This window comes from Collinsella sp. i06-0019-1H4, assembly GCF_042849575.1.
Lineage (GTDB): Bacteria > Actinomycetota > Coriobacteriia > Coriobacteriales > Coriobacteriaceae > Collinsella.
On sequence record NZ_BAABYB010000001.1, the window covers coordinates 2,190,876 to 2,217,041 of the forward strand.

Annotated in this window: 25 protein-coding genes and 1 tRNA gene; 9 read left to right on the plus strand and 17 right to left on the minus strand. The window is 60.0% G+C overall.

Going from position 1 to position 26,166, the window contains the following annotated elements; translation table 11 throughout:
• Nucleotides 1-10 precede the first annotated feature (10 nt).
• The 4 genes from ACGHEN_RS09705 to purH form a co-directional block, all read right to left on the minus strand.
• A complete protein-coding gene (locus ACGHEN_RS09705; protein WP_390399068.1) occupies nt 11-1,054 on the minus strand; it encodes a sensor histidine kinase in 1,044 nt (347 codons plus the stop codon).
• Nucleotides 1,055-1,063: 9 nt separating this feature from the next.
• Complete coding sequence (locus ACGHEN_RS09710; RefSeq protein WP_390399071.1) at nt 1,064-1,735, minus strand: response regulator transcription factor; 672 nt, start codon at nt 1,733-1,735, stop codon at nt 1,064-1,066.
• Nucleotides 1,736-1,918: 183 nt separating this feature from the next.
• Complete coding sequence (locus tag ACGHEN_RS09715; RefSeq protein WP_390399074.1) at nt 1,919-2,626, minus strand: hypothetical protein; 708 nt, start codon at nt 2,624-2,626, stop codon at nt 1,919-1,921.
• Between the two features lie 277 nt (nt 2,627-2,903).
• The gene (gene purH, locus ACGHEN_RS09720; protein ID WP_117766417.1) at nt 2,904-4,511 is read right to left on the minus strand and encodes a bifunctional phosphoribosylaminoimidazolecarboxamide formyltransferase/IMP cyclohydrolase; all 1,608 of its coding nucleotides are present in this window, start codon (nt 4,509-4,511) and stop codon (nt 2,904-2,906) included.
• A gap of 277 nt (nt 4,512-4,788) precedes the next feature.
• On the opposite strand from purH, the gene ACGHEN_RS09725 reads away from it, so the two are divergent.
• A complete protein-coding gene (locus tag ACGHEN_RS09725; RefSeq protein ID WP_390399075.1) occupies nt 4,789-5,430 on the plus strand; it encodes a GNAT family N-acetyltransferase in 642 nt (213 codons plus the stop codon).
• Nucleotides 5,431-5,568: 138 nt separating this feature from the next.
• On the opposite strand, the gene ACGHEN_RS09730 is transcribed toward ACGHEN_RS09725, so the two are convergent.
• On the minus strand, nt 5,569-7,512 hold the full coding sequence (locus ACGHEN_RS09730; RefSeq protein WP_390399077.1) for a DUF2207 family protein: 1,944 nt from the start codon (nt 7,510-7,512) through the stop codon (nt 5,569-5,571).
• 516 nt (nt 7,513-8,028) lie between these two features.
• Here ACGHEN_RS09730 and gluQRS point away from each other — a divergent pair.
• The gene (gene gluQRS, locus ACGHEN_RS09735) at nt 8,029-9,033 is read left to right on the plus strand and encodes a tRNA glutamyl-Q(34) synthetase GluQRS (RefSeq protein WP_390399078.1); all 1,005 of its coding nucleotides are present in this window, start codon (nt 8,029-8,031) and stop codon (nt 9,031-9,033) included.
• A gap of 15 nt (nt 9,034-9,048) precedes the next feature.
• On the opposite strand, the gene ACGHEN_RS09740 is transcribed toward gluQRS, so the two are convergent.
• The 4 genes from ACGHEN_RS09740 to ACGHEN_RS09755 all read right to left on the minus strand — a co-directional run bounded on the left by ACGHEN_RS09740 (nt 9,049) and on the right by ACGHEN_RS09755 (nt 12,271).
• Nucleotides 9,049-9,774, minus strand: coding sequence for a metallophosphoesterase (locus ACGHEN_RS09740; protein ID WP_390399080.1), 726 nt, complete (start codon nt 9,772-9,774; stop codon nt 9,049-9,051).
• A complete protein-coding gene (locus ACGHEN_RS09745) occupies nt 9,771-10,409 on the minus strand; it encodes a metallophosphoesterase (RefSeq protein WP_390399082.1) in 639 nt (212 codons plus the stop codon). The genes ACGHEN_RS09740 and ACGHEN_RS09745 overlap by 4 nt, the downstream gene beginning before the upstream one ends.
• Nucleotides 10,410-10,449: 40 nt before the next feature.
• The gene (locus ACGHEN_RS09750) at nt 10,450-10,689 is read right to left on the minus strand and encodes a hypothetical protein (protein WP_118081513.1); all 240 of its coding nucleotides are present in this window, start codon (nt 10,687-10,689) and stop codon (nt 10,450-10,452) included.
• Nucleotides 10,690-10,975: 286 nt separating this feature from the next.
• Complete coding sequence (locus ACGHEN_RS09755) at nt 10,976-12,271, minus strand: ATP-binding protein (RefSeq protein ID WP_390399083.1); 1,296 nt, start codon at nt 12,269-12,271, stop codon at nt 10,976-10,978.
• 302 nt (nt 12,272-12,573) lie between these two features.
• On the opposite strand from ACGHEN_RS09755, the gene ACGHEN_RS09760 reads away from it, so the two are divergent.
• Nucleotides 12,574-13,968, plus strand: a complete 1,395-nt coding sequence (locus ACGHEN_RS09760; protein ID WP_390399084.1) for a DEAD/DEAH box helicase family protein — start codon at nt 12,574-12,576, stop codon at nt 13,966-13,968.
• A gap of 5 nt (nt 13,969-13,973) precedes the next feature.
• Here ACGHEN_RS09760 and ACGHEN_RS09765 read toward each other — a convergent pair whose 3' ends face one another.
• The gene (locus ACGHEN_RS09765) at nt 13,974-14,189 is read right to left on the minus strand and encodes a type II toxin-antitoxin system RelB/DinJ family antitoxin (RefSeq protein ID WP_390397797.1); all 216 of its coding nucleotides are present in this window, start codon (nt 14,187-14,189) and stop codon (nt 13,974-13,976) included.
• Nucleotides 14,190-14,236: 47 nt separating this feature from the next.
• Nucleotides 14,237-15,292, minus strand: coding sequence for an IS1595 family transposase (locus tag ACGHEN_RS09770; protein ID WP_390397795.1), 1,056 nt, complete (start codon nt 15,290-15,292; stop codon nt 14,237-14,239).
• 81 nt (nt 15,293-15,373) lie between these two features.
• Here ACGHEN_RS09770 and ACGHEN_RS09775 point away from each other — a divergent pair, with 81 nt between their 5' ends.
• Nucleotides 15,374-16,915 carry a DUF3427 domain-containing protein gene (locus tag ACGHEN_RS09775; protein ID WP_390399412.1) on the plus strand — a complete coding sequence of 514 codons (1,542 nt, stop codon included), beginning with the start codon at nt 15,374-15,376 and terminating at the stop codon, nt 16,913-16,915.
• A gap of 45 nt (nt 16,916-16,960) precedes the next feature.
• Here ACGHEN_RS09775 and ACGHEN_RS09780 read toward each other — a convergent pair whose 3' ends face one another.
• Nucleotides 16,961-17,356, minus strand: a complete 396-nt coding sequence (locus tag ACGHEN_RS09780; RefSeq protein WP_022093855.1) for a (deoxy)nucleoside triphosphate pyrophosphohydrolase — start codon at nt 17,354-17,356, stop codon at nt 16,961-16,963.
• 564 nt (nt 17,357-17,920) lie between these two features.
• On the opposite strand from ACGHEN_RS09780, the gene ACGHEN_RS09785 reads away from it, so the two are divergent.
• The 3 genes from ACGHEN_RS09785 to ACGHEN_RS09795 are packed head-to-tail and all read left to right on the plus strand — an operon-like array spanning nt 17,921 to nt 20,531.
• Nucleotides 17,921-18,463, plus strand: coding sequence for a DUF4342 domain-containing protein (locus ACGHEN_RS09785; protein ID WP_390399086.1), 543 nt, complete (start codon nt 17,921-17,923; stop codon nt 18,461-18,463).
• An 18-nt stretch (nt 18,464-18,481) separates the two neighbouring features.
• Nucleotides 18,482-19,252, plus strand: coding sequence for a response regulator transcription factor (locus ACGHEN_RS09790; protein ID WP_390399088.1), 771 nt, complete (start codon nt 18,482-18,484; stop codon nt 19,250-19,252).
• Nucleotides 19,236-20,531 carry a sensor histidine kinase gene (locus ACGHEN_RS09795; RefSeq protein WP_390399090.1) on the plus strand — a complete coding sequence of 432 codons (1,296 nt, stop codon included), beginning with the start codon at nt 19,236-19,238 and terminating at the stop codon, nt 20,529-20,531. Before ACGHEN_RS09790 ends, ACGHEN_RS09795 begins: the two co-directional genes overlap by 17 nt.
• Before the next feature lie 294 nt (nt 20,532-20,825).
• Here the strand turns inward: ACGHEN_RS09795 and ACGHEN_RS09800 are convergent, their stop codons facing one another.
• Both ACGHEN_RS09800 and ACGHEN_RS09805 read right to left on the minus strand, forming a co-directional pair.
• Nucleotides 20,826-21,200 carry a VOC family protein gene (locus ACGHEN_RS09800; RefSeq protein WP_390399091.1) on the minus strand — a complete coding sequence of 125 codons (375 nt, stop codon included), beginning with the start codon at nt 21,198-21,200 and terminating at the stop codon, nt 20,826-20,828.
• A gap of 11 nt (nt 21,201-21,211) precedes the next feature.
• On the minus strand, nt 21,212-21,499 hold the full coding sequence (locus ACGHEN_RS09805) for a PTS sugar transporter subunit IIB (protein ID WP_148332642.1): 288 nt from the start codon (nt 21,497-21,499) through the stop codon (nt 21,212-21,214).
• A 163-nt stretch (nt 21,500-21,662) separates the two neighbouring features.
• Between ACGHEN_RS09805 and ACGHEN_RS09810 the strand changes: the two genes are divergently transcribed.
• Nucleotides 21,663-22,286: a hypothetical protein gene (locus ACGHEN_RS09810; RefSeq protein WP_148332640.1), complete on the plus strand. Its 624-nt coding sequence runs from the start codon at nt 21,663-21,665 to the stop codon at nt 22,284-22,286.
• A gap of 31 nt (nt 22,287-22,317) precedes the next feature.
• Nucleotides 22,318-22,402, plus strand: a tRNA-Leu gene (locus tag ACGHEN_RS09815).
• Nucleotides 22,403-22,747: 345 nt separating this feature from the next.
• Here ACGHEN_RS09815 and ACGHEN_RS09820 read toward each other — a convergent pair.
• From ACGHEN_RS09820 to eno, 3 genes are all read right to left on the minus strand, one after another.
• Nucleotides 22,748-23,749: a hypothetical protein gene (locus ACGHEN_RS09820; RefSeq protein WP_390399093.1), complete on the minus strand. Its 1,002-nt coding sequence runs from the start codon at nt 23,747-23,749 to the stop codon at nt 22,748-22,750.
• A gap of 20 nt (nt 23,750-23,769) precedes the next feature.
• The gene (locus ACGHEN_RS09825; protein WP_390399094.1) at nt 23,770-24,531 is read right to left on the minus strand and encodes a hypothetical protein; all 762 of its coding nucleotides are present in this window, start codon (nt 24,529-24,531) and stop codon (nt 23,770-23,772) included.
• A gap of 186 nt (nt 24,532-24,717) precedes the next feature.
• Nucleotides 24,718-26,007 (minus strand): phosphopyruvate hydratase, encoded by a 1,290-nt coding sequence (gene eno, locus ACGHEN_RS09830; RefSeq protein WP_390399095.1) that lies wholly within the window; start codon nt 26,005-26,007, stop codon nt 24,718-24,720.
• Between the last annotated feature and the right edge of the window lie 159 nt (nt 26,008-26,166).

Consider the following 26,166-nt stretch of genomic DNA (forward strand, 5'->3'; position numbering starts at 1 on the left):
ACCGCGACGACTACTCAAAGTATTGAAACTTGTTGGTCGAGAAGGCAAACGTGACGACAAAGCCTTTGCCGGGCTCGGATGCCGCGGTGACGTCGATGCCCATCTTGGAGCAGAGGCGCGCCACCAGGTAGAGGCCGATGCCCGTTGCGCGCTTGGTGGTGCGGCCGTTGTCGCCGGTAAAGCCCTTCTCGAACACGCGCGGCAGGTCGGCCGCGCTCACGCCGCGGCCGTTGTCCGCGACAGTGAGCTCGATGCGTTCGCTCGCCAGGCCCTCGTCCAGCAACGCGCCCGAAAACACGATCTTCGCGCCGTCCTCGCGCGCATATTTAATACTGTTCTGAATAAGCTGGCCCAGAATAAACTCGAGCCACTTCTCGTCGGTAAAGACCTCGAAGTCGAGGTTCTCGCACACCGGGGCCACGTGCGCCGCGATGAGCTCACGCGCGTTGGCCTTAATCGCGCCCGTCACCAAGGTCTTGAGATCCCAACGGCGAATCAGGTAGTCGCGCTCCACGACTTCCGAGCGCGCGTAGTACAGCGCCTGGTCGATATAGCGCTCCACGCGAGCCAGCTCACGGCCCAGGTCATCCACGCGCGACAGGTCGTCTTCGCTGCCGTCCAGGTTTTCCAAAATCAGGTGAGCCGCCGCCAGGGGCAGCTTGGCCTCGTGGACCCAGCTCTCGATATAGTCACGATAGTCATCGGTCTGACGCCGGCCTTCGGCAACCTCGTCGCAAGCGGCTTTGCCCACCCGGCGCAAGACCTCGTACTCGAGCTCGCCCTCGGCATAGGTCGGGCATTGCACCATCTCCTGCACCCATGTGGGACTCTCGAGCTCCTCTGCCGCACGCTCCAGCTGGCGCAGAAAACGGCGGCGGCGCGCATACTCGATCACGACGCCCAGCATGCCAAAGATAAAGGACACACCAACCGCCACGACCACAATAGATGTCGAAGCACCGGCGACCGCCAGCACAAAGCAGCTCAGCAGCACGCCGCACGTCCACACGGCGACGGGAAGCAGCGAGTCTTTAAAGAACTTGCCAAACGACATAGCCGGCCCCTAGACCGAATAGCCTTGGCCGCGATGCGTCGTCAAATACCCCTTGATGCCGATTTTTTCGAGCGTGGTGCGCAGGCGGTTGATGTTGACGGTGAGCGTATTGTCGTCCACGAAGGCGTCGGAGTCCCACAGGTCCTGCATGATGGCCGAGCGCGAAACGATCTTGCCCGCGCGACTCAGAAGCAGTGAGAGGATACGCAGTTCGTTTTTGGTGAGCTCGGTGCTGGTGCCGGTTTGCGTGTTGGTGACCATTGAGCGGGCGAGGTCGAGCTCCAGCCCCTTGTGGACAAGTGTACTGCGCTCGCCTGCCGCCGCGGTGCGACGCAGCAGTGCGTTGATGCGCGCCACAAGCACGCGCGCGCTGTAGGGCTTGGGAACAAAGTCGTCCGCGCCGAGCGTCATGGCCATGACCTCGTCGATCTCGGTCGTGCGCGACGTGAGAACGATGATGGGGACCTCGGATTCGCGACGGACCTCATGGCAGATATGCTGGCCGTCCTTGACGGGAAGCGTGAGGTCGAGCAGCACCAGGTCGGGCGCGGCGGCGAGAATATCGCGCGAGACATGCTCAAACGATTCGCAGACCTCAATTTCAAACCCGGCGCGGGCAAGGATGTCGATAAGCTCACGACGAATGGGCTCGTCGTCCTCAACGACATAAATCAGCGCCATGTGTCCTCCCATTTCGCGTAACTTGCACTTTCCACACCATTATGCCCACGGCGTCGCAGGTACACGCCTCGCGCGGTGCCAGGTGACAGAACTGTTCGCGAGCGGGGGCGTTTTGTCCGCCTCGCACTCGCAGCGGTGACGGGAACCAAAATGATTCTTTAATCCCCGTCCCAGAATAATCATTTAGCGGCGGGCGCGAAGCTTTTCGTAGCCGTCGGCAAAGAAGGCGACCGTCGCGGCATCAGACTCGGCGGCGTCGGCGTCGGTGGCAGGCACCACGCCGTGCTCGTCGCTTACCAGGAACAAGGCGCCCTTGAGCTGTGCGGGAATGTCTACGCGCGTGACCGGGATGCCCTTGGTCTGGGCCAGCTGCTCGATGAGCGTCGCCGTGCCACACAGGCACTCGTCCGCCGGCGCCACAAAGGCCAGCTCGCCGTTGTTGACGGCAGCGAGCAGCTCGGGCGCCACGCCGGTTTCGTCGGCCTCGGAGCGGGCCTCGGCGGAGCGGGCACGCAGCGCCTTGGCCGAAGTATCGGCCAGCGGCTCGTACTCACCCACCGTCATGGCGGCATTGCCGTTAACGTCGATCACCAGCATGAGCACGCCGTCGTGCGCGGTGTAATCGCCCTCGGCAAGCGACCACTCAACGTGCTGCTTGGCCCAGCTGAGCATGTTATGGGTAAGCGGCTCGCCCTGCACCAAGCGCTCGGACAGCGCGCGAATGTGACGGTTGAGCATGGGCACCTTTTTGTTGGACATGCGCCAACGGCAGATAAGCGCGGGCTTGTCGAGCGTAAACTTCTCGACCGCCTCCTGATTGGCGCAAAAGTCCTCGTACGCACGCTGATCCTCGGCATTGCCAAACAACTCGGCATCATCCACAACGGCCATATCCAACCTTTCTCAAAAACATACACCGCACCGTTATACCCAAAAAAGCCGCCCGCACCAACCGGCACGGACGGCAATAGATAGCTTTGGTTCGGGGCGAGCCAATACCGCTGGTGGAGCATAAGCCAGCGAGCCGGACCCAAGTGCCTCAGGTCGCCGCGAAAGAGGAGCGACGCGTACTTCTGTACGCGAGCGACGGTTTGAGCGGCGAGATGAGGTGCTTGGGTCCGGCGCAGGGTCGAGCAGTTACGCGGTTTGGTAAAACCGCGTAACGATATTAGTGCCTAAAATGCCTAGCTCCGGTGAAGACCATCGCAATACCATGCTCGTTGCAGGCCTGGATGCTCTCGTCATCGCGCTTGGAGCCGCCGGGCTGGATGATGCAGGTCACGCCGTGTGCGGCAAGCACGTCGACGTTGTCGCGGAACGGGAAGAACGCGTCGCTTGCGCAGGCAAAGCCGCCCTTCTCCACGCCCTCGCGCTCGCAGAAGTCCTCGGCGCGCTCGCAGGCAAGCAGCGCAGAGTCAACGCGGTTGGGCTGACCGGGGCCCATGCCAATGCCGGCCTTGCCCTTGGAGACCAGGATGGCGTTGGACTTGACGCCCTTGCAGACCTTCCAGGCAAACTCGAGCTCGGCCATCTCGGCATCGGTGGGCTTGCGGTCGGTGGGGAACGTAAAGGTCGCGGGGTCCTCGGTCACGTGGTCGACCTCCTGCACCAGCATGCCGCCGTCGATGGAGCGCAGTTCCACCTGGGCGCCGTGGTCCACGCCGCCGGTAGCCAGCACGCGCAGGTTGGGGCGCTTGGCCATGCGCTCGAGCGCCTCGGCAGTGTAGCTCGGGGCGATGATGACCTCGACAAACTGCTTGTTCTGATCGGCAAAATGCTCAACCAGCTCAAAGGGAACCTCGCGGTTGCAGGCGATGATGCCGCCGAAGGCGCTCTTGGGATCGCAGGCGAAGGCGCGGTCGTAAGCGGACGTAATGTCCTCGGCAACGGCGGAGCCGCAGGGGTTCTGGTGTTTGAGGATCACGCAGGCAGGCTCGTCGAACTCGCGGACCAGGTTCCAAGCGGCATCGGCATCCAGATAGTTATTGTAGCTGAGCGGCTTGCCCTGGATCTGCTCGGAGCCCACGAGCGGAAACTGCGAGCTCGCGGTGTTCTCGCAACCCTCGGCAAAGCGGTAGACCGTAGCCTTCTGCTGAGGATTCTCGCCATAGCGCAGGTCGTCGACCTTCTCCAGCGAAATCTCGAGCTTGGCAGAGGTATCCGCCACGTCACTTGCCTGGGCGGCAAGCCAACGGGAGATAGCCGTGTCGTAGGCGGCGGTGGTCTGGTAGACCTTCACCTGCAGGCGACGACGGGTGGAAAGCGTGGTGCAACCGCCGGTCTCGTGCATCTCGGCCAGGACGGCGTCGTAGTCGGCCGGATCGGAGATGACGGTAACGCTCGTGGCGTTCTTGGCAGCAGAGCGCAGCATGGAGGGACCGCCGATGTCGATGTGCTCGATGGCATCCGCGAAGGTGACCTCGGGGTTGGCAACGGTCTTCTCGAACTCGTACAGGTTGACGACGACCAGGTCGATCAGCTTAATGCCGTGCTGAGCGGCCTCCTGCATGTGCTGCTCGGAATCGCGGCGGGCCAGCAGCGCGCCGTGAACCTTGGGGTGCAGGGTCTTAACGCGGCCGTCCATCATCTCGGGATAGCCCGTGAACTCCTCGATGGGGGTTACGGGAACGCCCGCGTCCTCGATGGCACGAGCCGTGCCGCCCGTAGAGATGATCTCGACGCCAAAGTCATCGACCAACGTCCGTGCGAAATCGACGACACCCGTTTTATCGGTAACCGAGATCAACGCGCGTGCGATCTTCACATCAGATCCCATGCAGTCCTCCTGTCTGGTACGCCGCCGTGCTCTGTGAGTCGGTGATACGTCGATCTGCAGCGCTCGCGCAGCGGCATTGAAAATACTGATTCAATGTAGCGCATCGAGCGCGACGTTGCACCCCGCAACGCACGGCTGTGCAGAAAAAGTTTGCGAGCGGGGGTTGCAGAGGCGCCGCTGAGCACGGTGAGTTGATGGAACACAGGGGCACCATAATTAGATGCCAATGGCGTGGTAGAACTGTGCTCGATATGCATCCGCAAAAGAAAGAGGCACCATGGTCTCGCGGGTTCTCTACCGACCGTTTGATACTGAAGACTTTGACGCCATCGCGCTGATTCTGCAGCAGCTTTGGCATAACAATTCGGATAACGATGAGTACAACCGCCTTGAGGCCGCATGCGACCTCGCCTATTGCCTTTCGTCTTCGACGTTTTCGCAGGTTGCGGTAATTGACGGCGAGGCGCGCGGCATTGCGCTTGCACGCGCAGGACAGAGCCCCGGCGTCACTATCAACGAGCATTGGATGGATACCGAACGCGCGTTGCTGTCGCAGATGCGCGAACTGGAGCCCGATGCCTGCGCCGAGTATCTCTCGTTTGTGCGCGCAACCATCCGAACCAACAACCGCCTGCTCGAGAGCAGCCCATTGCCGCACGACAACGAAGTCACGCTGCTCGCCGTCGATCCCGATGTCCATGGCCTGGGCGTTGGCTCGGTGTTGCTCGATGCCGCTGTCTCGTACCTTTCCTCGCGCGGGGCGACAAGGGCGCACCTGTACACCGACTCCAACTGCTCGTGGAAGTTCTACGAGCTGCACGGCTTTAAGCGCACCGCCACGCACCGCGCCAACCGCGAGGAACGCCGCCACGCCATGCCGCGCGAAAGTTTCCTCTACGAGCTGGACCTAACCGTCTAGGCCCAGCAGCAGCACCTAGTCGTTGGGGACGTTCTTAAATGACTAGTCGTTGGGGACAATCTTCGCAGGCAGCGCCTAAAAATGGGATGGATCCGTCGGCAGTCGCCGGAGAAGATCCATCCCAAAAATCAAAGCTCGCTAGAACGTTCCGCCGCCGCCTCCGCCGACGCCGCCGCCTCCGCCGCCCGAGAAGCCGCCACCACCGCCGCCGCTCGAGCTATCGGAACTCGAAGCCAGCTCGCGGATGCTCTCGTGATACACATCGTTAAACGAATCGAGCGGCGACTCGGTACCGTAATGATGGTAGTACCACCAGTAGCAGGGGTAATTGTCGTAGAAACCGTCGGCCTCGCGCACCTCAGGAGGAACAGCCTCGGCAAGCTGACGCAGGACTTCCTTCGAAACGCCCAGCGCCGCACCCATCACCAGAAGTTTATTCCACAGGACCAGATCGCCGGGGACGGCCTCCTTTAGGCGCGTGAAGTCCTCGAGCCAATGCTTAAGCGCCCTGCAGCGAGCCGCCACCTCGGCGCCCTCCGGCGTAAAGCGGCGGAACGTAAGGCCCACGCCAATACCCACCAGCACAATCGGCACCGAGATAACCGCGGCTATAATGTTCGCCTGTGCGCCGTCGGTAAAGAAGATGGATCCCACGGGAACAAAGGCAATCAGAATACCGAGAACCAGGCAAAACACCATTGCGACAATGCCGTCCGAGGCAACGTACTCGCTATCGGCCAGCTTACCCTTAACGGTGTTCTGATAGTCCTCGAGCTTGTCGCCCACGGGTGTGGCGTGCTGCTTGACGTAGTGTTGCAGCTCGTCAAACGTGCGCGAGCGATCGCCGTTCTCGTCGGGCTTAGCACCGGCAAAGAAAACCTTGAGCACCATGTGGTCAATGCCCTTGGCCGATTTCCAGCCCGCATCACTCACCGTCACGCGATACGTCTGCTCTTCTTTTTCACGCCCCAACAGACCCTTCTTGGCCTTGGTCACGGTCGCCTGCTCCAGCTTGATCACACGGTCGTCAGTGAGCTTCATGAGCGTGGCGATATATGCCTGATCGGGCACTTCGTTCCAGCTCATGAGGGCCGAAAGCACGGCGGGATGGTCGGCCGAAGGCACATCGCGGAAATATTCGTCCTGAAAAAGCGGCTTGGGCTTGGGCTTGCGCAGCTTGAGCACAACGATTGTGCCGGTAAAGGCTACCGCCGCGACAACACTTAGCACGGCAAGTGCATTGGCAATCATGCGAGCGTGAGCGCGGCGGGCGTTAGCCTCGTCGGCCCATTCCTTCTCTTCGCTCAGGATCGTTGACATGCGCTCTTCGCCCGAGGCGGCAAGCTGCGGCACCCAGTCGCTGGGGAAGGCGATGCGTGCCTCGGCGAATTCGCCCTGATGCACGCAGGGAATGGTATAGGTGACCATGGGCTCGTCCTCATCGAGTGACACGTCACCCGTCAGCGGACCGTGGCCCCATGCGCGGAAGTTGTCGCCCTTGACGGCCGCCGTCCCGGCAGCGGCATTTGCGAAGCGCACTTCCATCTCGACGTCATCGGAATCCGCAGACCAGCCGTCACCCACGAACTTCCAGTAGAGCTCGGCGGTATCGGCCCAGTTCATGACTGCACCGGTCATGGTATAACTCACGTAATAGGTCGCGCTGTCGCCGCTCTCGTGAGGGCTGAACACCTTAATCTTTACGCCGTCACCGGTCTGCTCGACCGTGTAGACGCCAGAGTCGCCCTTGTTCGCGCTATCGACTTTGTTAAACGCGGTGTCCTCTTCCTCGACACTCAGCACGTCGACGCCCGCCGAGCCACCCTGCTGGTTGGAGCCCGTATTGATCTCCCAAAACACGCCGTTGATGTCGTCGTCGAAATCAAACTGGCGTCCCTCGACAACGGTCAGCGATCCATCGGCCTCAACCGTGACACCGATATAGGTTTGGGTCATGGAGTAGTCGCCGGCGTGCGCGGCGACAGGCAACAGCAACAACGCAAGCGCGACGAACGCACAAACGGAAGCGAATCGCGCAAACAGGTGGCGCTGCCGACTGACTTTGGCGGCGAGGGTGTTCATGAGCACATCCTTTATCTGTGGTACCAACAGCGTTATTGTCCCACGTTTGCGAGCGTACGACACGACCGTCTAGGCAAGCGGGGCGTCAATTGGGACAAAAGTCACTCCCTCCGCCAGCAGCTAGTCATTGGGGACATTCTTAAATGACTAGTCGTTTGGGACGCTCTTTGGCCGAGTCCCGCGCCAGCAATAGATACCACTTCATAGCTCCGTCACAGGTGTAGCGGCTTTGTGTGGGCGCGGCATGCGCTGATTGAGCCGCCAGCCGAGGGGCATAAAGCACTTGAGCGAAAACGGTTTGCCCCTTTGCCGTTCGCTTGAGGATCATGTCCCCCTTTTCCGCGGAACCCCCGGCAGTTGCGAAGAGCTGCCGGGGGTTCTGTCGTCTAAGGTACCGAGTTGATGGACGGGAACCAAAGCACCGAGTCTGCGGCCCGCTATACGCAATGCGGGGCCTCGATAACTTGCGGACCACAGTGACGCCTCCCTACCGCGCCCCGCGCTATACTCGTCCGCATGGATATCAACGCACGCAACATAGCAACGCCCGCCGCGAACGCGCCAACGACGCCGCCCGCCTCCGCCCCCGTCGTGGGCCGCTTTGCCCCGTCGCCTTCGGGCCGTATGCACCTGGGCAACGTGTTCAGCTGCCTGTGCGCGTGGCTTTCGGCCCGCAGCCAGGGCGGCAGCATCGTGTTGCGCATCGAGGACCTGGACGATCGCTGTAAGCGCCCGGAACTTGCCGCCCAGCTCATCGACGACCTAGCCTGGCTGGGACTGGAGTGGGACGAAGGCCCCTACTACCAGCACGATCGCCTAGACCTGTACGAGGACGCCCTGCACCAGCTGCAGGACGCCGGCCTCACCTACCCCTGTTTTTGCACGCGCGCCGAGCTCCACACCGCAAGCGCGCCGCATGCCAGCGACGGCACGCCCATCTACCGTGGCGCCTGCAGAGGCCTTTCTGCCGAGGAGGTCGCCCGCCGCAGTGCCCTGCGCGCCCCGGCCACGCGCCTGCGCGTGCCCGCCGTCGACGACCTCGCAGACGATGTGGTCGAATTCGTGGACCGCACGTATGGTGCCCAATGCGAAGCGCTCGCCACCGAGTGCGGCGACTTTTTGGTGCGCCGCAGCGACGGCGTGTTTGCCTATCAGCTGGCCGTGGTGGTCGATGACGCCGCCATGGGTGTTACCGAGATCGTACGCGGATGCGACCTGCTTGGCTCCACGCCGCGCCAGATCTATCTGCAGCATCTGCTGGGACTTCCCACTCCGCACTACGCACATATTCCGCTGCTCATGTCACCGGACGGCCGCCGCCTTTCCAAGCGCGACCGCGATCTGGACCTGGGCGAGCTCCGCGCTCGCTTTGGCACATCCGAGGCACTGCTGGGCTGGCTCGCCGGGCAAACAGGCATCGCGCCGGACACCACGCCGCGCACCGCCGAGCAATTGGTCGAGCACTTTAGCTGGGATGTTATCCACGCGCACCGGAAAAACATCACCATAACGGCCGAGTAGCCAAACGTCTTGCCGCTACGCAACATCCCAGGGCTGGAGTTCATCACCCAAGCGAACGATACAGTCGTAGAGCACGGTGTGGCGCTCGGCCGGGTTGGCATCCCGATGAAAATGGCCGTAGTACCAGCGCTTGTAGTCCAAGCGATCTTCCAGCTCATCGAAAAACGCCGTAAGTCGATCAACGCCGGGGCAATCCCAGCCGGGCGCCGGATAGAGCGTGGGCGAAAGCATGTGCGTAGAGCAGGTGTGGGTGATTACGTAGTCGACCTTCCAGCCCACGCTGTCGAGCTTTGTCCGTGCCTCCTCAAAGTTGCGCTCGTCCGGCAGCTCCTGTGGCCACCAGCTGGAATACGGAATGCGGTATTCCTTGTCCACGCTCGTGGCACCGCCCATAGTAAAGATCGTTGAGTTGTCGAGCTCAAAAACCTCGCCACGCGTCAGGCGCCGTATGGGAGAGGTGTCCGACAGGCGCTGCGTCAGCCCACCGTGCCACAGCTCCATGGGACGCTCCGCCCAATGGTCGAAGCGTTCGTGGTTACCGTCGACAAACAGCACGGTATAGAGCCGCGACTCCAGCCAGGCGATGTCGGCGCATTCCTCGGCAGAGAAATCCCACGGAAAGCCAAAGTCGCCCGCGATGATGAGATAGTCGTTACTCGTCAGACTATCCCCAAGCTCCCAGTCGCGCAGCTTTTGCATGTCGACGCCGCCGTGAATATCGCCCGTCACATAGACCGTCATCGGATTACCACTTCCCTCTTATATGTTTCGAGATCGTGCTCAATCTGCTCCTCACCCGTGGCGTTGACCCACCACGGCCATTTAACGCAACACACCGGCTCGTCTACCTGTGCAAACCGCGACCTGAGCTCTTCCAGGCTCACGGGGGCGTAGCTGTTAGCATCCACGCCCACGTCATAGCGCAGCAGCCCCTGCCTGAGGTTGAACTTGTTGTACGCGCCGCCGCAACTGTGGATATGCCCGTGCAAATGCCAGCTGCCGTGCGACATGCCCTGCCAGTCAGCCATAGGATAGTGGCTCAGCACGATTTTTTGGCGGTCGATCTTGAGCACGCAAATGGGCGGCTCGACGATAAAAGCATCCGCAACCGCAGGCTGCGTCCAGTCTTTGTCGTGGTTGCCGGGCAGTAGGTGGACGCGCTTACATGAAATGCTTTTGCGCAGCTCATAGGCGTCTTGGACCGTCATCTTAAAGCTGAAGTCGCCCAAGATGTAGAGCTCGTCATCCGCAGCAACCTTGCTGTTAATGTTGGCGACCATGGCATCGTTCATCTGCGCAACAGTCGACCAAGGCCTATCGCTAAGCCGTAGCATGTTCTCGTGTCCAAAGTGAGTATCGCCGGTAAACCAGATCACGGGGACCTCCTGTTGCTGCGGGGTATCCATCCCTTAGGGCTTACCCCTCGTTCTTCCATCCAAACGGGTCGAGCACCCAAAAAATCAGATCGAGTACGCCGCCGGTCATCATGGCGCCGGCAAGGGCCATGCAAACGTGCAGAGAACTGGCACTTCGGAGCACGTCGAATGGCCCCAGAACAGCCAGCAGCGCGACCGCTGCGCCGGCAAGGCACAACGCGAGGCACGGCCCCGCGTCCTTGACGCACTTCTTTGCGAGATGCTTGGTGTTGTCACTCATCAAAATCGAACTCCTTAGAGGGTCGTTGTTCAGGTACATGCCGCCGCGGCAGAGCAGGGCGACAGGGCAAGTGTCCCATGTCGTGCGGACACAGCTGAAAGCCCCCGCGCAAAAAACAGCGCGCCGCAGGATTCGTATCACCTGCGGCGCACCGAAAATAATCCGCTTTCCTCCGTCCCCAACGGATCAGCTGAGTTGGCGCCGCTTGACGGAAAGGAAGGAGCCGGCGGCGTCACGAGCTGCGGCAATGTCGCTAGGCATAGGAAACAGACGTGCTCCAAACGCTCTAAGCCCCAAGCCTACCCATTAAGAAATCGACTGCGGAAACGATTTTGATGCCGTCAATGTCGGTCGGATGGCTTCCCCGGCGAACAATGATGATCTTCTCGTAACCGCCGGTGATCTTCTCGAGCGACCTGAGCTCAAATGGACGCAATTCACGCTTGCGCGTCGCCTCCTCGTCAATCGACTCCGTGACCTGAATAAACTTACGATCCGAGCCGTCGCCGATCGCAACAAAGTCGATTTCAGCATCTCGAAGATGACCCGTGAAGACCTGGTATCCGTCATAGACAAGGCGATTGTAAATGGCATTTTCGAGAACACGCCCACTGTCGCTGCCGCGATACCCATCCAAGAAAGCTCGAAGTCCCAGATCCTCAATGTAGAATTTGCCACCGGTCTTCAAAATGTCCCGACCCTTAATATCAAATCGGCGCGCGTGCGAAAAGATATAGGTCTCCTCAAGGGCGGACACACAAGTGTCCACGACGCCGTGTGAGGATTTCGCCCCGTTCTCTGCCAGCGTTCCAACGATCTTATTAATTGATGTCGGGTTTGAAATGTTATCAGCCAAGTAGGAAGTGACGCGGTCGAGCACACTCCTGCTCGTCACCGACCGTCTGCCCCGACGGGCTTCGCGAGCCAAAATATCGCGCCCGACGATTGTCTGGTATGTGCTCCAGATATAGTCCTTCATTTCCTGCTCCGGCAGCTTTGAAGCAGCGAGGAACGGCAGGCCTCCAAACGTCAGATAGCGGTCAAGAAGATCGTCGAGTGCAACAATATCCTCCCGGCCAAAAACAGCAAGCCTATTCGTGACGTCAGTCGGACCAAGAAAGTCGACATATTCCGAAAAAGCGAGCGGATGCATCCGAATCTCGACATACCTGCCCGAGATTAAGGTCGCAATCTCTGACGAGAGGAGAAAAGCATTCGAACCCGTAACATATATATCGCAGTCCCGGTCGACACGAAGTGCGTTAATCGTCTTCTCCCATCCGGCAACCTCCTGAAGCTCGTCGAAGAATAGATAGCACCTCTTGCCCGCAGGCATTAGACCGTCCACGTGGCGGTAAAGCTCTCGCCAATCACGCACGCCCTCCAGCTCAAATGACTCCATCTTAAAGGTCAAAAGACATTCGGATGGAACGCCGTTATCCTCCAGATGTTTGCGCATCATGTCCAGAAGCGTCGATTTGCCACAACGGCGCATACCCGTTACGACCTTGATGACATCCGTGTCACGGAAGGCGATCAATTTTTCGAGATATCGATTTCTAGGGACCATCCGGCTGTTCATCGTTCGCCCCAATCTGCAAGTTTTTCTCACAGCATGACAAAAACTTGCGAATTATGCAAGTTTTTCTTACAAGTGACAAAAACTTGCAGAATCGTCTCCGGGTCATTTGCAACTGGATTCAGGCGAGGCCACGCCAAGGCGCAGACAACGGACGACACTGGGCCGTGGAAGTCGCTTGCTATTGAGAGTACGTCTCCTCCCAACCACCTATAAAACGAGACCGGAAAGAAAAGCCGCCCAAAACACGAACGATCGATCTGTTATCCTGGCGCCAACATAGTCTTTCGAAAGGTTTGGCCGGGATGACTACGCAGCAGCAGATTGATATTGAATTCGACTCGCTTGCACGCGAGAACGATTCACCCAAGCTCATCGCCAACTCGAAGGCGACAGGCGGAACACTACTATCCGTTATGAAGGAGCAGCTCTCAGCCTGCGGCTCTTTTGACTTTTGCGTAGCGTTTGTTGCAGACGGCGGCCTTCAAATCCTGGTCGAGACGTTCCAGGAGCTCAAGCAGCGTGGCATTAAGGGCAGGCTGCTCACGTCCACCTATCTCAACTTCAACTCACCCGATGTCTTTCGCAAGCTCCTGGAATACGACAACATGGAAGTTCGCGTATTCCAGGGTAATTTGCATGCCAAGGGATACATTTTTGATAAGGGCGAAACCAGCACGGTCATCGTCGGCAGCTCCAACATGACGCAGACCGCTCTCACCTGCAATAAAGAATGGAATGTGCTGTACCAGACTGTCGAGAACAGCCGCCTACTCAACGAACTGAGGGGCGAGTTCAATTCGTTGTGGAACGATACCTCAACCGTTTTGCTTTCCCAAGACTGGATTGAGAACTATGCCGCATATCGATCGGCACGTCCGCCAAAGCCCAAATCGAAACCGACATTCAAATCTGCGGAAACGCCGGCGCAGAATGACCTCGAAGAAATCAAGCCCAATAAAATGCAGCAGCGCGCCCTTGAGGCGCTCGGTGCAATCCACCGCAAGGACGAGACCCGCGCCCTGCTGGTCTCGGCAACCGGCACCGGCAAGACCTTCCTTTCGGCGTTCGACGTGCTCGCAACTAAACCCCGGCGCGTCCTCTTTCTTGCGCACCGTCGGCGCATTATCGACGCCTCCCGCGCAAGCTACGAACGCCTCTTAGGTAGTACCTATACGTTCGACACCTATCAAACTGGCAAGAATATAAGCAATGCTACCTGCGTGTTTGCCATGTGTTCTTCGGTCGCCAAACATCTGAGCGATTTCCGTCCCGATGAGTTCGACTACATCGTTATCGACGAGGCCCACCGCACGGGATCCCAGGGTTACCAATCCATCATGTCGCACTTTACGCCTCGGTTTTATCTGGGCATGACCGCTACACCCAATCGCACCGACGGCTATGACGTCTTTGCCCTTTTCAATCACGTCATCGCGTTCCAGATCACGCTGCAGGACGCTTTGGCCGAGGAGATGCTTGCCCCCTTCCATTATTTTGGCATTCACGATCTGGAGATTGACGACGAAACGGTCGAAGATATCGCCCTGTTCGGGCGTTTGACGTCCGACGAGCGCGTGCGTCATATCACCGAGAAGATCGAAGAATATAGCGTCACCAAAAGCAATCGCAGGGGCTTAATTTTTGGCTCTGTTAGACCAAATTTGACACGATCGGCTGTTCGCCGAACCGGAAAATAATCGGGCTATCCCCGCCCATCGCGGTCCGCGCCCTCCCCGTCAGCCTTCCCCGAAGATCCCAGCCTGACGTCGAAGGGCAGGCCGCCCTCGCGGACCACCGCCCTGAGGAATATGTTCATGGCGCCCGACATGGAGAGCCCGAGCTCGTCGAGCACGGCCACGGCCTCCCTTTTGACCTCGGGATCGATTCTTATCGTGGTGGCCGGGACGTTCGATGTCATTGCCGCTCCTTCCGCGGTCGCTGCTCCGTGGCCACCATTTTAATTCGCTAGGCCGCCCGCCCGTCCCAGTAGTCCATGAGGGGAGGCTCGAGGCCGAACATGCCGCGGACGCGGGTCGAGCAGGAGCCGTTGGCGAGCTGGCGGGCGACCGTGGACTCCGCCGCGCGCGAGCCCGCCGCCATGAAGGTGCGGCACCAGCGGAACCAGTCGAGGTAGGCCCCCAGGTGCTTGGTGGACACTCCCCTGAAGCGGGCCATGAACGAGCCGAGGAGCGAATGGACGGCGTTGATGCGGTTGATGGTGCCCTCCGAACGGTCCTTGGAATCATAGGATTCATGCGAGGCGACCTTCAGGTCGCGCAGCACGTCGATGTATGCGGCCGCCTTGTCCGTGGCGACGACCGCGCCCGCGCCGATGCGGTCGCGAAGGGCCTCCGCCGCACGCCTGCGCGAGACAACGCCGCGGCCCGAGACCTCGAAGAAGGTGGCGTCCGTGTCGCTGACGCCCGTCATGACGCAGATCTGCTCGCGGGAGAGGCCGCGCCTATGGACCTGCTTGCCGCGGTGGCGAGCCTTCCTCGGCAGGGTGAAGGAGCCCTTTGAATGGTTGCCCTTGAAGGACTCGGGGAAGTACGTCTCGTCGAGCTCGCAAGCCTGCCCCTGCCCCACATGGAACGTGGGCGAGTATTCCCTCAGGCACTCGATGAGCCTGTGGCGCATGGTCCAGGCGGTCTTGAGGCAGACACCGCAGCGGCCGGCGCACTCGCGGAGAGGGAGCATGAGGGCGAAGCACTCGGCGTAGGCCATCCAGGTCTCGCGGGGCAACTTGCTCGCGCCGAGGATCCGGTCGGTGGAGCCGGAGAACGTCCTGCCGCAGTCGCGGCAGAGGTAGCGCTGCTCGCCGTTCCTGGACTTGCCCTTCTTGACGATAGCGACCGAGCCGCAACGGGGGCAGCGCTCTACCTCATGGCCATCTCCCGCCGCATCGTCGAACATGGCGGCGCGGACGACGTCCCCGACCAACTCGACGGCTTTACGGCGCTCGGTCCTGCTGAGCTTCGCCAGGCTCTTCTTGAGGGTGATGACCAGGTCGTCTGCATCCATGGGCGCTCCTTCGACGTTAATTGAAGGGTACCGCCTCGCGGTGACATCGTTTTTATGTCAACCTTGGTCTAACAGAGCCTAATTTTTTGCAATCGAAACGCCGAGGCCAAGGAACTGTCACACAAATTCAACGCTCTCGGATATCGAACGGTTGCGATTAGCGGTCAAGATTCCGATGAGGTCCGCGATGCCGCGATCAGCCGACTTGAAGCCGGCGAGCTCGAGTACATTTTCTCGGTCGATATCATGAACGAAGGCGTCGACATCCCCTCGCTCAATCAGATCATCATGCTTCGACGCACCGACTCCGCAATCATCTTTATTCAGCAGCTCGGACGAGGTTTGCGCCTGAATGATGATAAGGAATACGCACTGGTGCTCGACTTTATTGGCAACTACCAGAGCAACTTCTTGGTGCCCATCGCGCTTTCGGGTGACAAGACGTATAACAAAGACCGCCTGCGCCGCCTTGTTCAAGAGGGCGATTCGGCGATCCCCGGATGCTCGACCGTGAGCTTCGATCGTATTTCCGAGGCACGCATTTACAAGGCCATCGACGGCGGCGATTTCACCTCCGTCAGGTTTTTGAAAAACGAATATCTCGACTTACGTCAAAAACTCGGCAAGATCCCCTCGCTGCTCGAATTTGATCGTAACGGCTCTATCGATCCGCTGCTTATCTTCAAGAATAGCGGCTTAGGCTCCTACCACGCATTTCTTTCCAAATACGAGCCGGACTACACGGTTCAATTTTCCTCTGATCAAACCAAGATTCTCAAATTTATTTCGCAAAAGCTCGCCGCGGGCAAGCGATTCGAAGACCTCTATTTGCTTCAAACGCTCGTCGAAGCCGGACACGAGGGCTATCGGCATATGCGCGAGGCCGCGCTTAGGAACTACCGCGCACAGCTTAAGGACAGCGCCGTTAGGTCGGCAATCGCAGTCCTTAAGGGCGACTTTGCCACTCCTAAGGATTTCGTTTCCCTGCTTATTGACGATGGAACCGGACCTCGTCTGACCGAAGCGTTTGCGACCGCCCTGCGCAACGCAGAGTTCAAGCGTCAGATTCTCGAGGTGCTGGATTTTGGTATTGAGCGCAACCGACTCGACTATGCCGAGACGTACGAAAACACAAATTTCGTTCTCAACGCCAAGTACACGTACGAGGAGGTTTGCCGTCTGATGAACTGGCAAAAGAACATCAACGGCCAAAACCTTGGCGGATACTTCTACGATGAGAAGACCAATACATTCCCCGTGTTTATTAACTATGACAAGGCTCCCGACATTAGTGAGTCAATTCAGTATGAAGACCGCTTTGTTTCGCCGAGCAAGCTCATCGCAATCTCGAAGGGCAACCGCACGCTCAACTCCCCCGAGATTTTGCGACTGCAGGCATGGCCGGGAAACGGCCTGAAGACGTATTTGTTTATGCGAAAGAACAAGGACGATAAGGATGGTAAGGAGTTCTATTTCTTAGGCGAAATGCATCCGACCGGCAAGTTCGAAGCCATTAAAACTAAGAGCGGCGACAACGCCGTCGAAATCGAATATGAGCTCAATGCGCCCGTGCGTCAGGACATTTACGAGTTTATGCTCAGCGATTTGAGCGAGGCCGAGTAATAACAAAAAAGGAGCGAGTCGCCATATGGCACCCGCTCCTTCTGTCTACTTAAGCCCGAGCTTCTTTTCGAGCTCATCGACAACCTTAACGTCCGCCGGAAGCCAATCGACATCCCACAGGTTATTGGTATCAAGCCATTTCATATCCTCATGAGCGTGCTCTTTGAACTCCCCGGAAAGGATGTTAGCCAGGTAGCACTGCATCGACAGGTGGAACGTCTCATAATCGTGTTCGACCGTGCAAAGATAGGCGAGGTTACCGATTGTGACCTCGAGCTCTTCTTGAATCTCGCGCACGATTGCCTGCTCGCCGGTCTCGCCCGATTCGAGCTTTCCGCCCGGAAACTCCCAGCCGTCTTTAAACTCGCCATAGCCGCGCTGACAACTCAGGATTTTCCCGTCCTTCTGAATAATCGCTGCTGCAACATTGATTGACTTCATAACTAGTTATCACCTCTCCAGTTGAGCCCAACCAGTATAGGTGATCGACCGCCCGCCATGTCCCAGTCGCCTCAAAACCACCTGCTCGACCAACCCATAACGCCGTTTTGCACCGGCACCCCATCCCCCGCTATCGAGGTCTAATGCTTTTCCGCGAAGTGAACGTCTGTTTTTGGACCCCTGAAGCATCCACATTTTTCGTCGGCAAAATCGCAGGATTCCAGCACCGAAACCGCAGGAAACGGCACCTCTAAAGTGTCGATGCTTCGGGGGTCCGATTTAGCTCGTTCACTTCTCGGGAAAAGTATTAGACCTCGTCGGCAGCAGCCCAAAAGGTGAGTCGTTTCTCCCCCGCGCAACCCAATAGACACATTCCGCTCCTCCCTCACACCACCCAAAAACTCATCCACTATTAATCTTGGCTCAAGAATCGCTTAATCTATAACCTGCACTATAGAGTTCGACCAAGGGCGGGGCGGCACCGCGCAACGCAGGCCGCCGAACGCAACGCTCGCGCCCGGGCAGATCGCCCGGCGTCGCGCCCATCGAACGAAAGGACAGGTCATGGACGACCTCGAAAAAGTTGAAACCATCCGCACCAAGTGCAACGTGAGCTACACCGATGCCAAAGCCGCGCTCGACGCCGCCGACGGCAACGTTTTGGACGCCATCATTTGGCTCGAGTCGCAGGGCAAGACCCAGACCACGTCGGCGCACGCCGCCACCGAGTCCGCGCCGGTCGACGAGCCTTCGGCCGAGATGGTCGCCGCGCAGGCTGCCTACGAAAAGTCGAGCGAAAAGACCGACTTCTCCAAGAAGATGGACAGCGTGTGGGAGTACCTCAAAAAGCTCTTCCGCCTGAGCCTGGACACCAAGTTTATCGCCACGCGCCGCGATGCGATCATCCTCAACATCCCCATCCTGATTCCCATCGTCGCGCTGTTCGCCTGGGGCGCCACGATTTGGCTGATGCTGCTTGGCCTGTTCTTTGGCATGCGCTACCGCATCGATAGCGACGGCGACGTGCCCGGCAGCATCAACAACCTGATGGACAGCGCTGCCAATGCCGCGGACGACATCAAGCAAAATCTGAACGACGACAAGTAATCGCAGACGGGGGCACGCATGGCACGGATCCTGATCGTAGAGGACGAGGAGAAAATCGCCCGCTTTGTGACGCTCGAGCTGGAGCACGAGGGCTACCAGGTGGAGCACGCCGCCGACGGCCGCACCGCCGTGGACCTGGCGCTGGAGCGCGACTATGATCTGATTCTGCTCGATGTCCTGTTGCCGCAGCTCAACGGCATGGAGGTCCTGCGGCGTGTCCGCAAGCACAAGGATGTGCCGGTGATCATGGTCACCGCGCGCGATGCCGTGATGGACAAGGTGGCCGGGCTTGATGCCGGTGCCGATGACTATCTGACCAAGCCGTTTGCGATTGAGGAGCTGTTCGCACGGATCCGCGTGGCGCTGAAGCGCTCGGAGGCCGTGCGGGCGGCTTCGGGCGTTGGCGGTGTCGGGGCCGGAGAGGGCGCTACGGGTGCCGCTGCGATGCCCCTGGCCGGCGGCTCGGCCCAGGCATCCGCCTCGCCCTCCCCCGCCGCGCTCGTCGTGGGTTCGGTCGCGCTCAATCCCGATCGCCGCGAAGTCACGGTCGACGGCTCGCCCATCGTGCTGACCGCCCGCGAGTTCGACGTCCTCGCCCTGCTTATGGCACATGCCGGCACCGTGCTCACGCGCGAGCGCATTGCGCACGAGGCGCTGGGCTACGACTACGTGGGCGATACCAACAACGTCGATGTGCACATCGCGCACCTACGCGCCAAGATCGAGGGCGGCGGCAGCGCCCGCATCATCCAGACCGTGCGCGGGGTGGGCTATGTCTGCCGCGCGTAACGCCGAGACCAAGCGCGTCACCTCCATCGCCCGTGCCATCAACTGGAGCTACATGTGGCGCCGCTTGGCGAGCTACGTCTGGCTCGATCTGTTGCTAGTGGTGATTGCGGCGGCGATTCTCGTCTATGGATACAACCAGACGCTGCCCGACGGCGCGTTTACCGCAGGATGGATCCCCAGCGCCACCGTTCGCGGCATGTCGCTGAAGCCCGCGCGCGGCTGGGACCTGACAACGCTCACCTATACCGTCGAGCTTGCGCGTACCACCAAGACCTTCCCCCTCGCGCAGAACCTCGCCGCGCTGTGGCCCCTCTATATCGTTGTTGTAGGTTGGCAGGTCACCAGCGTGCTCAACATGCTCGGCGGCGCCCGACGCGTGCGCCGCACCATGGCACCGCTCAACGACCTGGCTCTACGCGTGGACGAGCTCGGCCGTATGCAGCTCTCCAGCGGCAAGATGGAAACGCTGGAGCAGGCCATCGAGCGCGCAAGCGTCGACTCGCCAAGCGTCACCACCGGCGACGCCGACCTGGCGAGCATCGAGGTCGCGCTCAACCGCCTACTGCGTCAGATGCAAGAGGCCAAGCTGCAGCAGATGCGCTTTGTCAACGATGCGAGTCACGAGCTGCGCACGCCCATCGCGGTGATTCAGGGCTACGTGAACATGCTCGACCGCTGGGGCAAAGACGACCCGGACGTGCTAGCAGAGTCCATCGCCTCGCTCAAGACCGAAAGCGAGCATATGCAGGAGCTCGTGGAGCAGCTGCTGTTTTTGGCGCGCGGCGATGCCGGCCGCACCGTGCTGCGGCGCGCGAATACCAACCTGGCCGCACTGGTCGGCGAGGTTTGCGAAGAATCGCAGATGATTGATGCCACGCACGCGTATCGGCTGGCCTTTGACGCTGCGCTCGCCAGCGACCCGCGCTGCGACGCGCCCGTTGACGTGGCGCTTGTGAAGCAGGCTCTGCGCGTAATCGTGCAGAATGCCGCCAAGTATTCGGACGCGGGAACGACTGTCACATTTGCCATAACGCCCGATACGGGCACGGGCGCGATCGACATAAGTGTTGAGGACGAGGGCATCGGCATGAACCAGGAATCCGCAGCTCACGCGTTTGAACGGTTCTACCGCGCTGACAACGCGCGCGATGCCGGCGCACAGGGTTCGGGCCTGGGGCTCGCTATCGCCAAGTGGATCGTCGACAGCCACGGCGGCGTCATCGGTGTGACCTCGGTCGAAGGGGTCGGCAGCCGCTTTTCGATTCGCCTGCCGCGGTAGGGGCGCCTCTCACGAATCGAAGGTGAATGCTTTTCCACGAAGTGAACGACCTATTTTGGACCCCCGAAGCATCTGCACTTTTTGGCGCCAAAACCGCAAGAAAAACCTGACAAAACCGCAGGAAACGGCGTCTCCAAAGTGTCGATGCTCCAGGGGTTCAATTTCACTCGTTCACTTCGCGGAAAGCCATTCACCTTCGATTTACGGCAGCCCGTCAGTCACCCTCTCGGTATTAAAAATGGGGCAAGGCCACGCGCCTTACCCCATTTTTCGTTGGCTATAGCAGCTTGTGCGCTACTCGCGACACAGATGCACGGCGAAGCCGGCGAACTCGCGCTTAAAGTACACGAGCTTGGTGCCGCCGTCGGGCAGCAGCACGCGCGACTCCTCGTTGACCTCGAGCCCGCGCTCGACGAACCACTTCTCTGCTGCGTCAATGTCATTGACGGCAAAGCCGATGTGGCCCTTGGCGCCACGCCCGTTCTGCTTCATGATCTCGACCAGCGAATCGTTAAAGTACGAAACCGGGGTCTCGATAACGGGCAGACCCATCATCGTCGAGAACAGCTCCGCGATCTCCAAGGCGTCTGCCGAGTCGGTGGCGTTAATGCCCACATGGGCAACGCGCATGCCAAAGAGCTCGACCGGATTGGCGTTCTGCTCACTCATACAGTCAGCGCCTACTGAGCCATGACGTCGAGAACGGCCTTCTCGGCAGCGACGCGGTTCATGCCGGTCATGAAGGGCACGCCGCTCACGTACGGGCAGGTAAGGCCCTCGGGGGCAACGGTGGTGGCGATCAGCAGATCGGCGCCCTCGTCGCAAACGTCCTTGGCCTCGGAGATGGCGCACTGCACGATCTCGTACTTGTCAGCGTAACCGTTGGCGTCGAGCATGGTGGCGACCTTCTGGGCAACGAGCGTGGAAGTAGCAGCGCCAGCACCGCAAGCCAAAACAATCTTCTTCATAGGTAATGTCTCCCTTCGTGGTTTACTTTAGGTAAGTGTACCGCAGCGAGCGATGGCGCTCGGCCTCGATGCGCTTTTATGCCAGTTTGCCTGCGCACTGCGTATAATACATCGAGTACATGTTGTCATACCGCTCGCTTTATGAGCGACTAAGGACCCTAATATGCCCGATTCCCGCACCCTCTGGACCGCCGTCGTCATTATTTGTATCGCCATATCGGTGTTCTTTAGCGTAAAAAAACGCACCACGTTTAAGCGCCTGCAACAGCTTATGGCTGCCAAGCAGTGGGACGAGTTCGATCGTTTGCTCGATGGCAAACTCACCAGCATGCTGTACCCGCGCTACAACCGCGACTACCTGCGCCTGAACTCCTATCTGCTGCGCGAGGACCACAAGCGCGCCGACGAGATGTTCGATTTGCTGTTGGGGCTCAACCTGCCCAAGATGCAGCGCGTCGACCTGGTGATTAAGGCCTTTAACTACTACGTTGGCCAGGAGGACCGCAAAAAATCCAAGGAGCTCCTGCACGAGATCAAGGGCTTTGAGGGCGGTCAGGCCGAGGCAGTCGCGCACGAATGCCAACTGATGTACGACACGATGATCTTGAAGCGCCACAACGACATTCCCGAGCTGGAACGCATGCTCAAGGAGGCCGGTGACGACAAGGTCAAGAGCTGCCGCCTGGAATACCTGCTGGCCCTGCAGTACAAGAACAAGGGCGACGAAGCCAAGTTCCAGGAGTTCCTGGAGAAGTCGGGCCAACACTCGATGGCCGTCAACGCGTAACGGACGGCTTGTGCTAGACTTCTAGTCTCACGGGGGCGTGGCGGAATTGGCATACGCAGGAGACTTAAAATCTCTCGCCGCAAGGATTGTGGGTTCGAGTCCCACCGCCCCTACCACGTATTGTTTACGAGCCCGTGTTCCCCAGGGATGCGGGCTCGTTTCTTTTGGACGCCGATGGGAATCGAACCCGCGAGGGGGCGAGCGTCAAGCGGACGCGCAGCGTCCGCAGCGAGCCGGCGAGGGCGCCGGCAGGCGACCGAAGCCGGTGCGGATTTGCGCAGCAAATACGCGGACGTCCCACCGCCCCTACCATATGACGCTTACGAGCCCGTGTCCCCCAGGGATGCGGGCTCGTTTCTTTTAGATGCCGGTGGGACTCTAAGCTGCGGTGGAATAGATCCTGGTTATACCGTTTACCGGCCCATTTAGGAACTATTTCACCGTAACTCAGAGGGAGACGGTTAAAGAGCGCTCAGACTCGGGGTCCAGGCGATGGTGGGGGTTGCACCGTCGAGAGTCTCGTTGATGGTGGCGGCCATGCCGGCGAGTAGGCTATTCTCGCTTACGGTGAGCGTCTTGTAGCCGCCGGCACGCATGAGCTCGCGAATCACCACGGCGCCAGCCAAGATCACGCCCGCACGCTTGGGCTGCACGCCCGGCAGCGCGGCGATGCTGTCCGCGTCCAGCGCGGACATGCGCTCGATAGCGGCCGAAATCTGTTCCATCGAAAGCTCGCGCAGGTGCACAAAGCTCGAGTCGTACGGCTCCAGCTCGTGAACCAGTGCCACGAGCGTGGTAACGGTGCCGCCCACCGCGACCAAGCGCTCGGCACGCTCAAAATCGACGGGCAGGCCCTCAAAATAGGCAGCGAACTGCTCGCCGGCCCAGTTGGCAGCAGCAGCAAGCTCGCCGTCCGCAGGCGGCAGCGCCGAGAAGAACCGCTCCGTCACGCGGCGACAACCGATGTCCAGCGAACGCGTGCCCTCCAGCGCAAAGATCCCACGCTCCGGTGCGTACACACCCGTCGCGAGTTCCGTGGACCCGCCGCCCGAATCCGCGACAATAATGCGCTCGCCGGCAAAGTCGTGCGCCACGCCAAAAAACGTCAGGCGCGCCTCGACCTCGCCCGGAATCACCTGCGGTTCGAGCCCCAGCTCGCGCAGGCCGTCCAGCAGCAGGGCGGCATTGGACGCATCGCGCGCGGCACTCGTGCACGTGGTGCAGATGCACACGGCCCCAAAGGCATGCGCCTCGTCCACAAACATGCGACACGCGGCGAGCACACGCTCGACAGCCGCCTCGCAAAAGCGACCTGTCGCGTCGACGCCCTCGCCCAGATCGGTAATCTCGGTATGCTTGGACGATTCCACGATCGCCCCGCCCTCGACCTGGGCCAACACCAGTCGCGACGACACCGTTCCTAGATCGATCGCCGCCACCTTATATCGTTTGCAATCTGCCATTGCCGGCTCCCCTCCGGGCGCTATTTGCCGTTGGACACGACCGTCTGGCCCTCGACACCGTTAAACCCAAACAGCATGTCGAGCGCCTGGATGTACCACGGGGCGTCCTTACCGACTTCTTCGATTTCCTTGGCAACTTCGCTGGCCTTCTTGGCGTTCGACGACTTCTTGCTCGAAGACGAATCCGAATCGTCGTCCAGGCCCCGCACTTCAATCCTCTTCTCGCCGGGCATCACCAGGCCCAAGTCCTCGGATGCCGCGTCCTTGATACCCTCCTCCGAGAGCAGCTTGTCGACGCTTTTCTGCAGCTCGTCGTTGTACTGCTGGCGAATCTCGACCTGCTTGGCCAAGATATCGCTCGAACGCTTTGCCACGTACAGATCGCGCACGGGGAAATACAGGCTCACGAGCACCAGGGCAACGACAATGCCGATGAATAGCCCTCGCTGAGGACCGTGGGTAAAGTCGTAAATTGCCTTGACCACTGCGTTGTCGTTGGCGTAGTGCATGAAGTCCGAGCCCGAAAGACGGCTTGAGGGACGGCGCGGCTTGTCGGACGTCTGGGTCGAAGGGCGCGACGCATGCGCGGAACGCGATGGGCGCACCGGACTATCCGAGGAACTATTTGGCTGAACATTGGGATGCGAAGTCGCCGGCGAGCTATACCTGGAGCGATCAGCACCAGCATAACCAGACCCGCCAAGCTGCGCGGTACGCGCACGACGAGACGACGGCTCACGCGAACCGGCGGAATAGTACCTGTTGTCGTAAATCTGATCCATGTGCGCCTTGTGCGGTTGAGGTTTGTTTGCGCTAAGTCCCTTAGTTATAGCACGAGCACCCGCACCGCCTTCGCCAGCCTTTGCTCGACATAAAAAAGGCGCTGAGCCACACGGCCCAGCGCCCAATGGCGACCATCAGAAGTGGAGCGGAGCCGAGTCAACCCCGCCCCCACGGGCACCACTTGTTTAGCGGATGTTGTAGAACGCAGACTTGCCGGCGTAGCGCGCGCTGCCCTCGAGCTCGTCCTCGATACGGATGAGCTGGTTGTACTTGGCGATACGGTCGCTACGGCACGGGGCACCCGACTTAATCTGGCCGGCATTGACGCCCACGACCAGGTCGGCGATCGTGGAATCCTCGGTCTCGCCGGAGCGGTGACTCACGATGCAGGCGTAGCCGGCCTCCTTGGCGGTCTCGATGGCCTCGAGCGACTCGGTGAGCGTACCGATCTGGTTGACCTTGACCAGAATCGCGTTGGCAGCGCCCAGTTCGATGCCCTTCTTGAGGCGCTCGGTGTTGGTAACGAACAGGTCGTCGCCCACCAGCTGCACCTTGTTGCCGATGCGACGGGTCAGCTCGACCCAGCCATCCCAGTCCTCCTCGGCCATGCCGTCCTCGATGGAGATAATGGGGTAGGTGTCGACGAGCTTCTCCCAGTAATCGACCATCTGGGCGCTCGTGTACTCAACACCCTCGCCCTTGAGCTCGTACATACCGGTCTCGGCGTTGTAGAACTCGGTCGAGGCCGGATCCATGGCGTACATGAAGTCGACGCCGGGCTTAAAGCCAGCCTTCTCGACGGCCTTGGTAATGTACTCGAACGGCTCGGCATTGGTCTTGAGGTTGGGCGCGAAGCCGCCCTCGTCGCCCACGCCGCCGCCAAGGCCGGCCTCGTGCAGCACGCCCTTGAGGGTGTGGTAGACCTCGGCGCACCAGCGCAGGCCCTCGGCAAAGCTCGGAGCACCCACGGGCATGATCATGAACTCCTGGAAGTCAACGTTGTTGTCGGCATGCATGCCACCGTTGAGGATGTTCATCATGGGCGTGGGCAGCAGGTGAGCGTTGACGCCGCCCAGGTACTGGTACAGCGAAAGACCCGCCGACTCTGCCGCAGCGCGGGCAACGGCCAGCGACACGCCCAAGATGGCGTTAGCGCCGAGCTTGGTCTTGTTGGGCGTACCGTCGGCGGCGATCAGCGCGGCATCGACGGCACGCTGGTCGAAGGCATCGAGGCCCACGACGGCATCGGCGCACTCGTTGTTGACGTGCTCGACGGCCTGCGAGACGCCCTTGCCCAGATAGCGACCTTTGTCGCCGTCGCGCAACTCGCATGCCTCAAAGGCGCCGGTCGAAGCGCCCGAAGGCACCATCGCGCGACCGAAGCTGCCGTCCTCGAGCACGACCTCGACCTCTACGGTGGGGTTGCCGCGGCTGTCGAGCACCTCGCGACCGTAGACATCCAAAATGTCACTCATGTTGTCTCCCTCTCACTTGGAAACGGTTGATGCAAGCGACTGGCCGACTGTGCACCATTGGTGCGCCTCCGTAAGTTAGCCATGTCGCACTTTTTGCATTATGCCCTAAGTTAGCCGAGGGATACATATGAATTGGAGAAATCATTCTTTGGGGCGCTT

Excerpts from the sequence above, each read along its gene's own strand:
- ACGHEN_RS09705 (WP_390399068.1), bottom strand. The coding sequence starts at position 1,054 with ATGTCGTTTGGCAAGTTCTTTAAAGACTCGCTGCTTCCCGTCGCCGTG.
- ACGHEN_RS09825 (WP_390399094.1), bottom strand. The coding sequence starts at position 24,531 with ATGGATCAGATTTACGACAACAGGTACTATTCCGCCGGTTCGCGTGAG.
- ACGHEN_RS09710 (WP_390399071.1), bottom strand. The coding sequence starts at position 1,735 with ATGGCGCTGATTTATGTCGTTGAGGACGACGAGCCCATTCGTCGTGAG.
- eno (WP_390399095.1), bottom strand. The coding sequence starts at position 26,007 with ATGAGTGACATTTTGGATGTCTACGGTCGCGAGGTGCTCGACAGCCGC.
- ACGHEN_RS09755 (WP_390399083.1), bottom strand. The coding sequence starts at position 12,271 with ATGAACAGCCGGATGGTCCCTAGAAATCGATATCTCGAAAAATTGATC.
- ACGHEN_RS09750 (WP_118081513.1), bottom strand. The coding sequence starts at position 10,689 with ATGAGTGACAACACCAAGCATCTCGCAAAGAAGTGCGTCAAGGACGCG.
- ACGHEN_RS09770 (WP_390397795.1), bottom strand. The coding sequence starts at position 15,292 with ATGGATGCAGACGACCTGGTCATCACCCTCAAGAAGAGCCTGGCGAAG.
- gluQRS (WP_390399078.1), top strand. The coding sequence starts at position 8,029 with ATGGATATCAACGCACGCAACATAGCAACGCCCGCCGCGAACGCGCCA.
- ACGHEN_RS09760 (WP_390399084.1), top strand. The coding sequence starts at position 12,574 with ATGACTACGCAGCAGCAGATTGATATTGAATTCGACTCGCTTGCACGC.
- ACGHEN_RS09725 (WP_390399075.1), top strand. The coding sequence starts at position 4,789 with ATGGTCTCGCGGGTTCTCTACCGACCGTTTGATACTGAAGACTTTGAC.
- ACGHEN_RS09810 (WP_148332640.1), top strand. The coding sequence starts at position 21,663 with ATGCCCGATTCCCGCACCCTCTGGACCGCCGTCGTCATTATTTGTATC.
- ACGHEN_RS09715 (WP_390399074.1), bottom strand. The coding sequence starts at position 2,626 with ATGGCCGTTGTGGATGATGCCGAGTTGTTTGGCAATGCCGAGGATCAG.
- ACGHEN_RS09765 (WP_390397797.1), bottom strand. The coding sequence starts at position 14,189 with ATGACATCGAACGTCCCGGCCACCACGATAAGAATCGATCCCGAGGTC.
- ACGHEN_RS09800 (WP_390399091.1), bottom strand. The coding sequence starts at position 21,200 with ATGAGTGAGCAGAACGCCAATCCGGTCGAGCTCTTTGGCATGCGCGTT.
- ACGHEN_RS09790 (WP_390399088.1), top strand. The coding sequence starts at position 18,482 with ATGGCACGGATCCTGATCGTAGAGGACGAGGAGAAAATCGCCCGCTTT.
- ACGHEN_RS09785 (WP_390399086.1), top strand. The coding sequence starts at position 17,921 with ATGGACGACCTCGAAAAAGTTGAAACCATCCGCACCAAGTGCAACGTG.
- ACGHEN_RS09795 (WP_390399090.1), top strand. The coding sequence starts at position 19,236 with ATGTCTGCCGCGCGTAACGCCGAGACCAAGCGCGTCACCTCCATCGCC.
- ACGHEN_RS09740 (WP_390399080.1), bottom strand. The coding sequence starts at position 9,774 with ATGACGGTCTATGTGACGGGCGATATTCACGGCGGCGTCGACATGCAA.
- purH (WP_117766417.1), bottom strand. The coding sequence starts at position 4,511 with ATGGGATCTGATGTGAAGATCGCACGCGCGTTGATCTCGGTTACCGAT.
- ACGHEN_RS09820 (WP_390399093.1), bottom strand. The coding sequence starts at position 23,749 with ATGGCAGATTGCAAACGATATAAGGTGGCGGCGATCGATCTAGGAACG.
- ACGHEN_RS09780 (WP_022093855.1), bottom strand. The coding sequence starts at position 17,356 with ATGAAGTCAATCAATGTTGCAGCAGCGATTATTCAGAAGGACGGGAAA.
- ACGHEN_RS09730 (WP_390399077.1), bottom strand. The coding sequence starts at position 7,512 with ATGAACACCCTCGCCGCCAAAGTCAGTCGGCAGCGCCACCTGTTTGCG.
- ACGHEN_RS09805 (WP_148332642.1), bottom strand. The coding sequence starts at position 21,499 with ATGAAGAAGATTGTTTTGGCTTGCGGTGCTGGCGCTGCTACTTCCACG.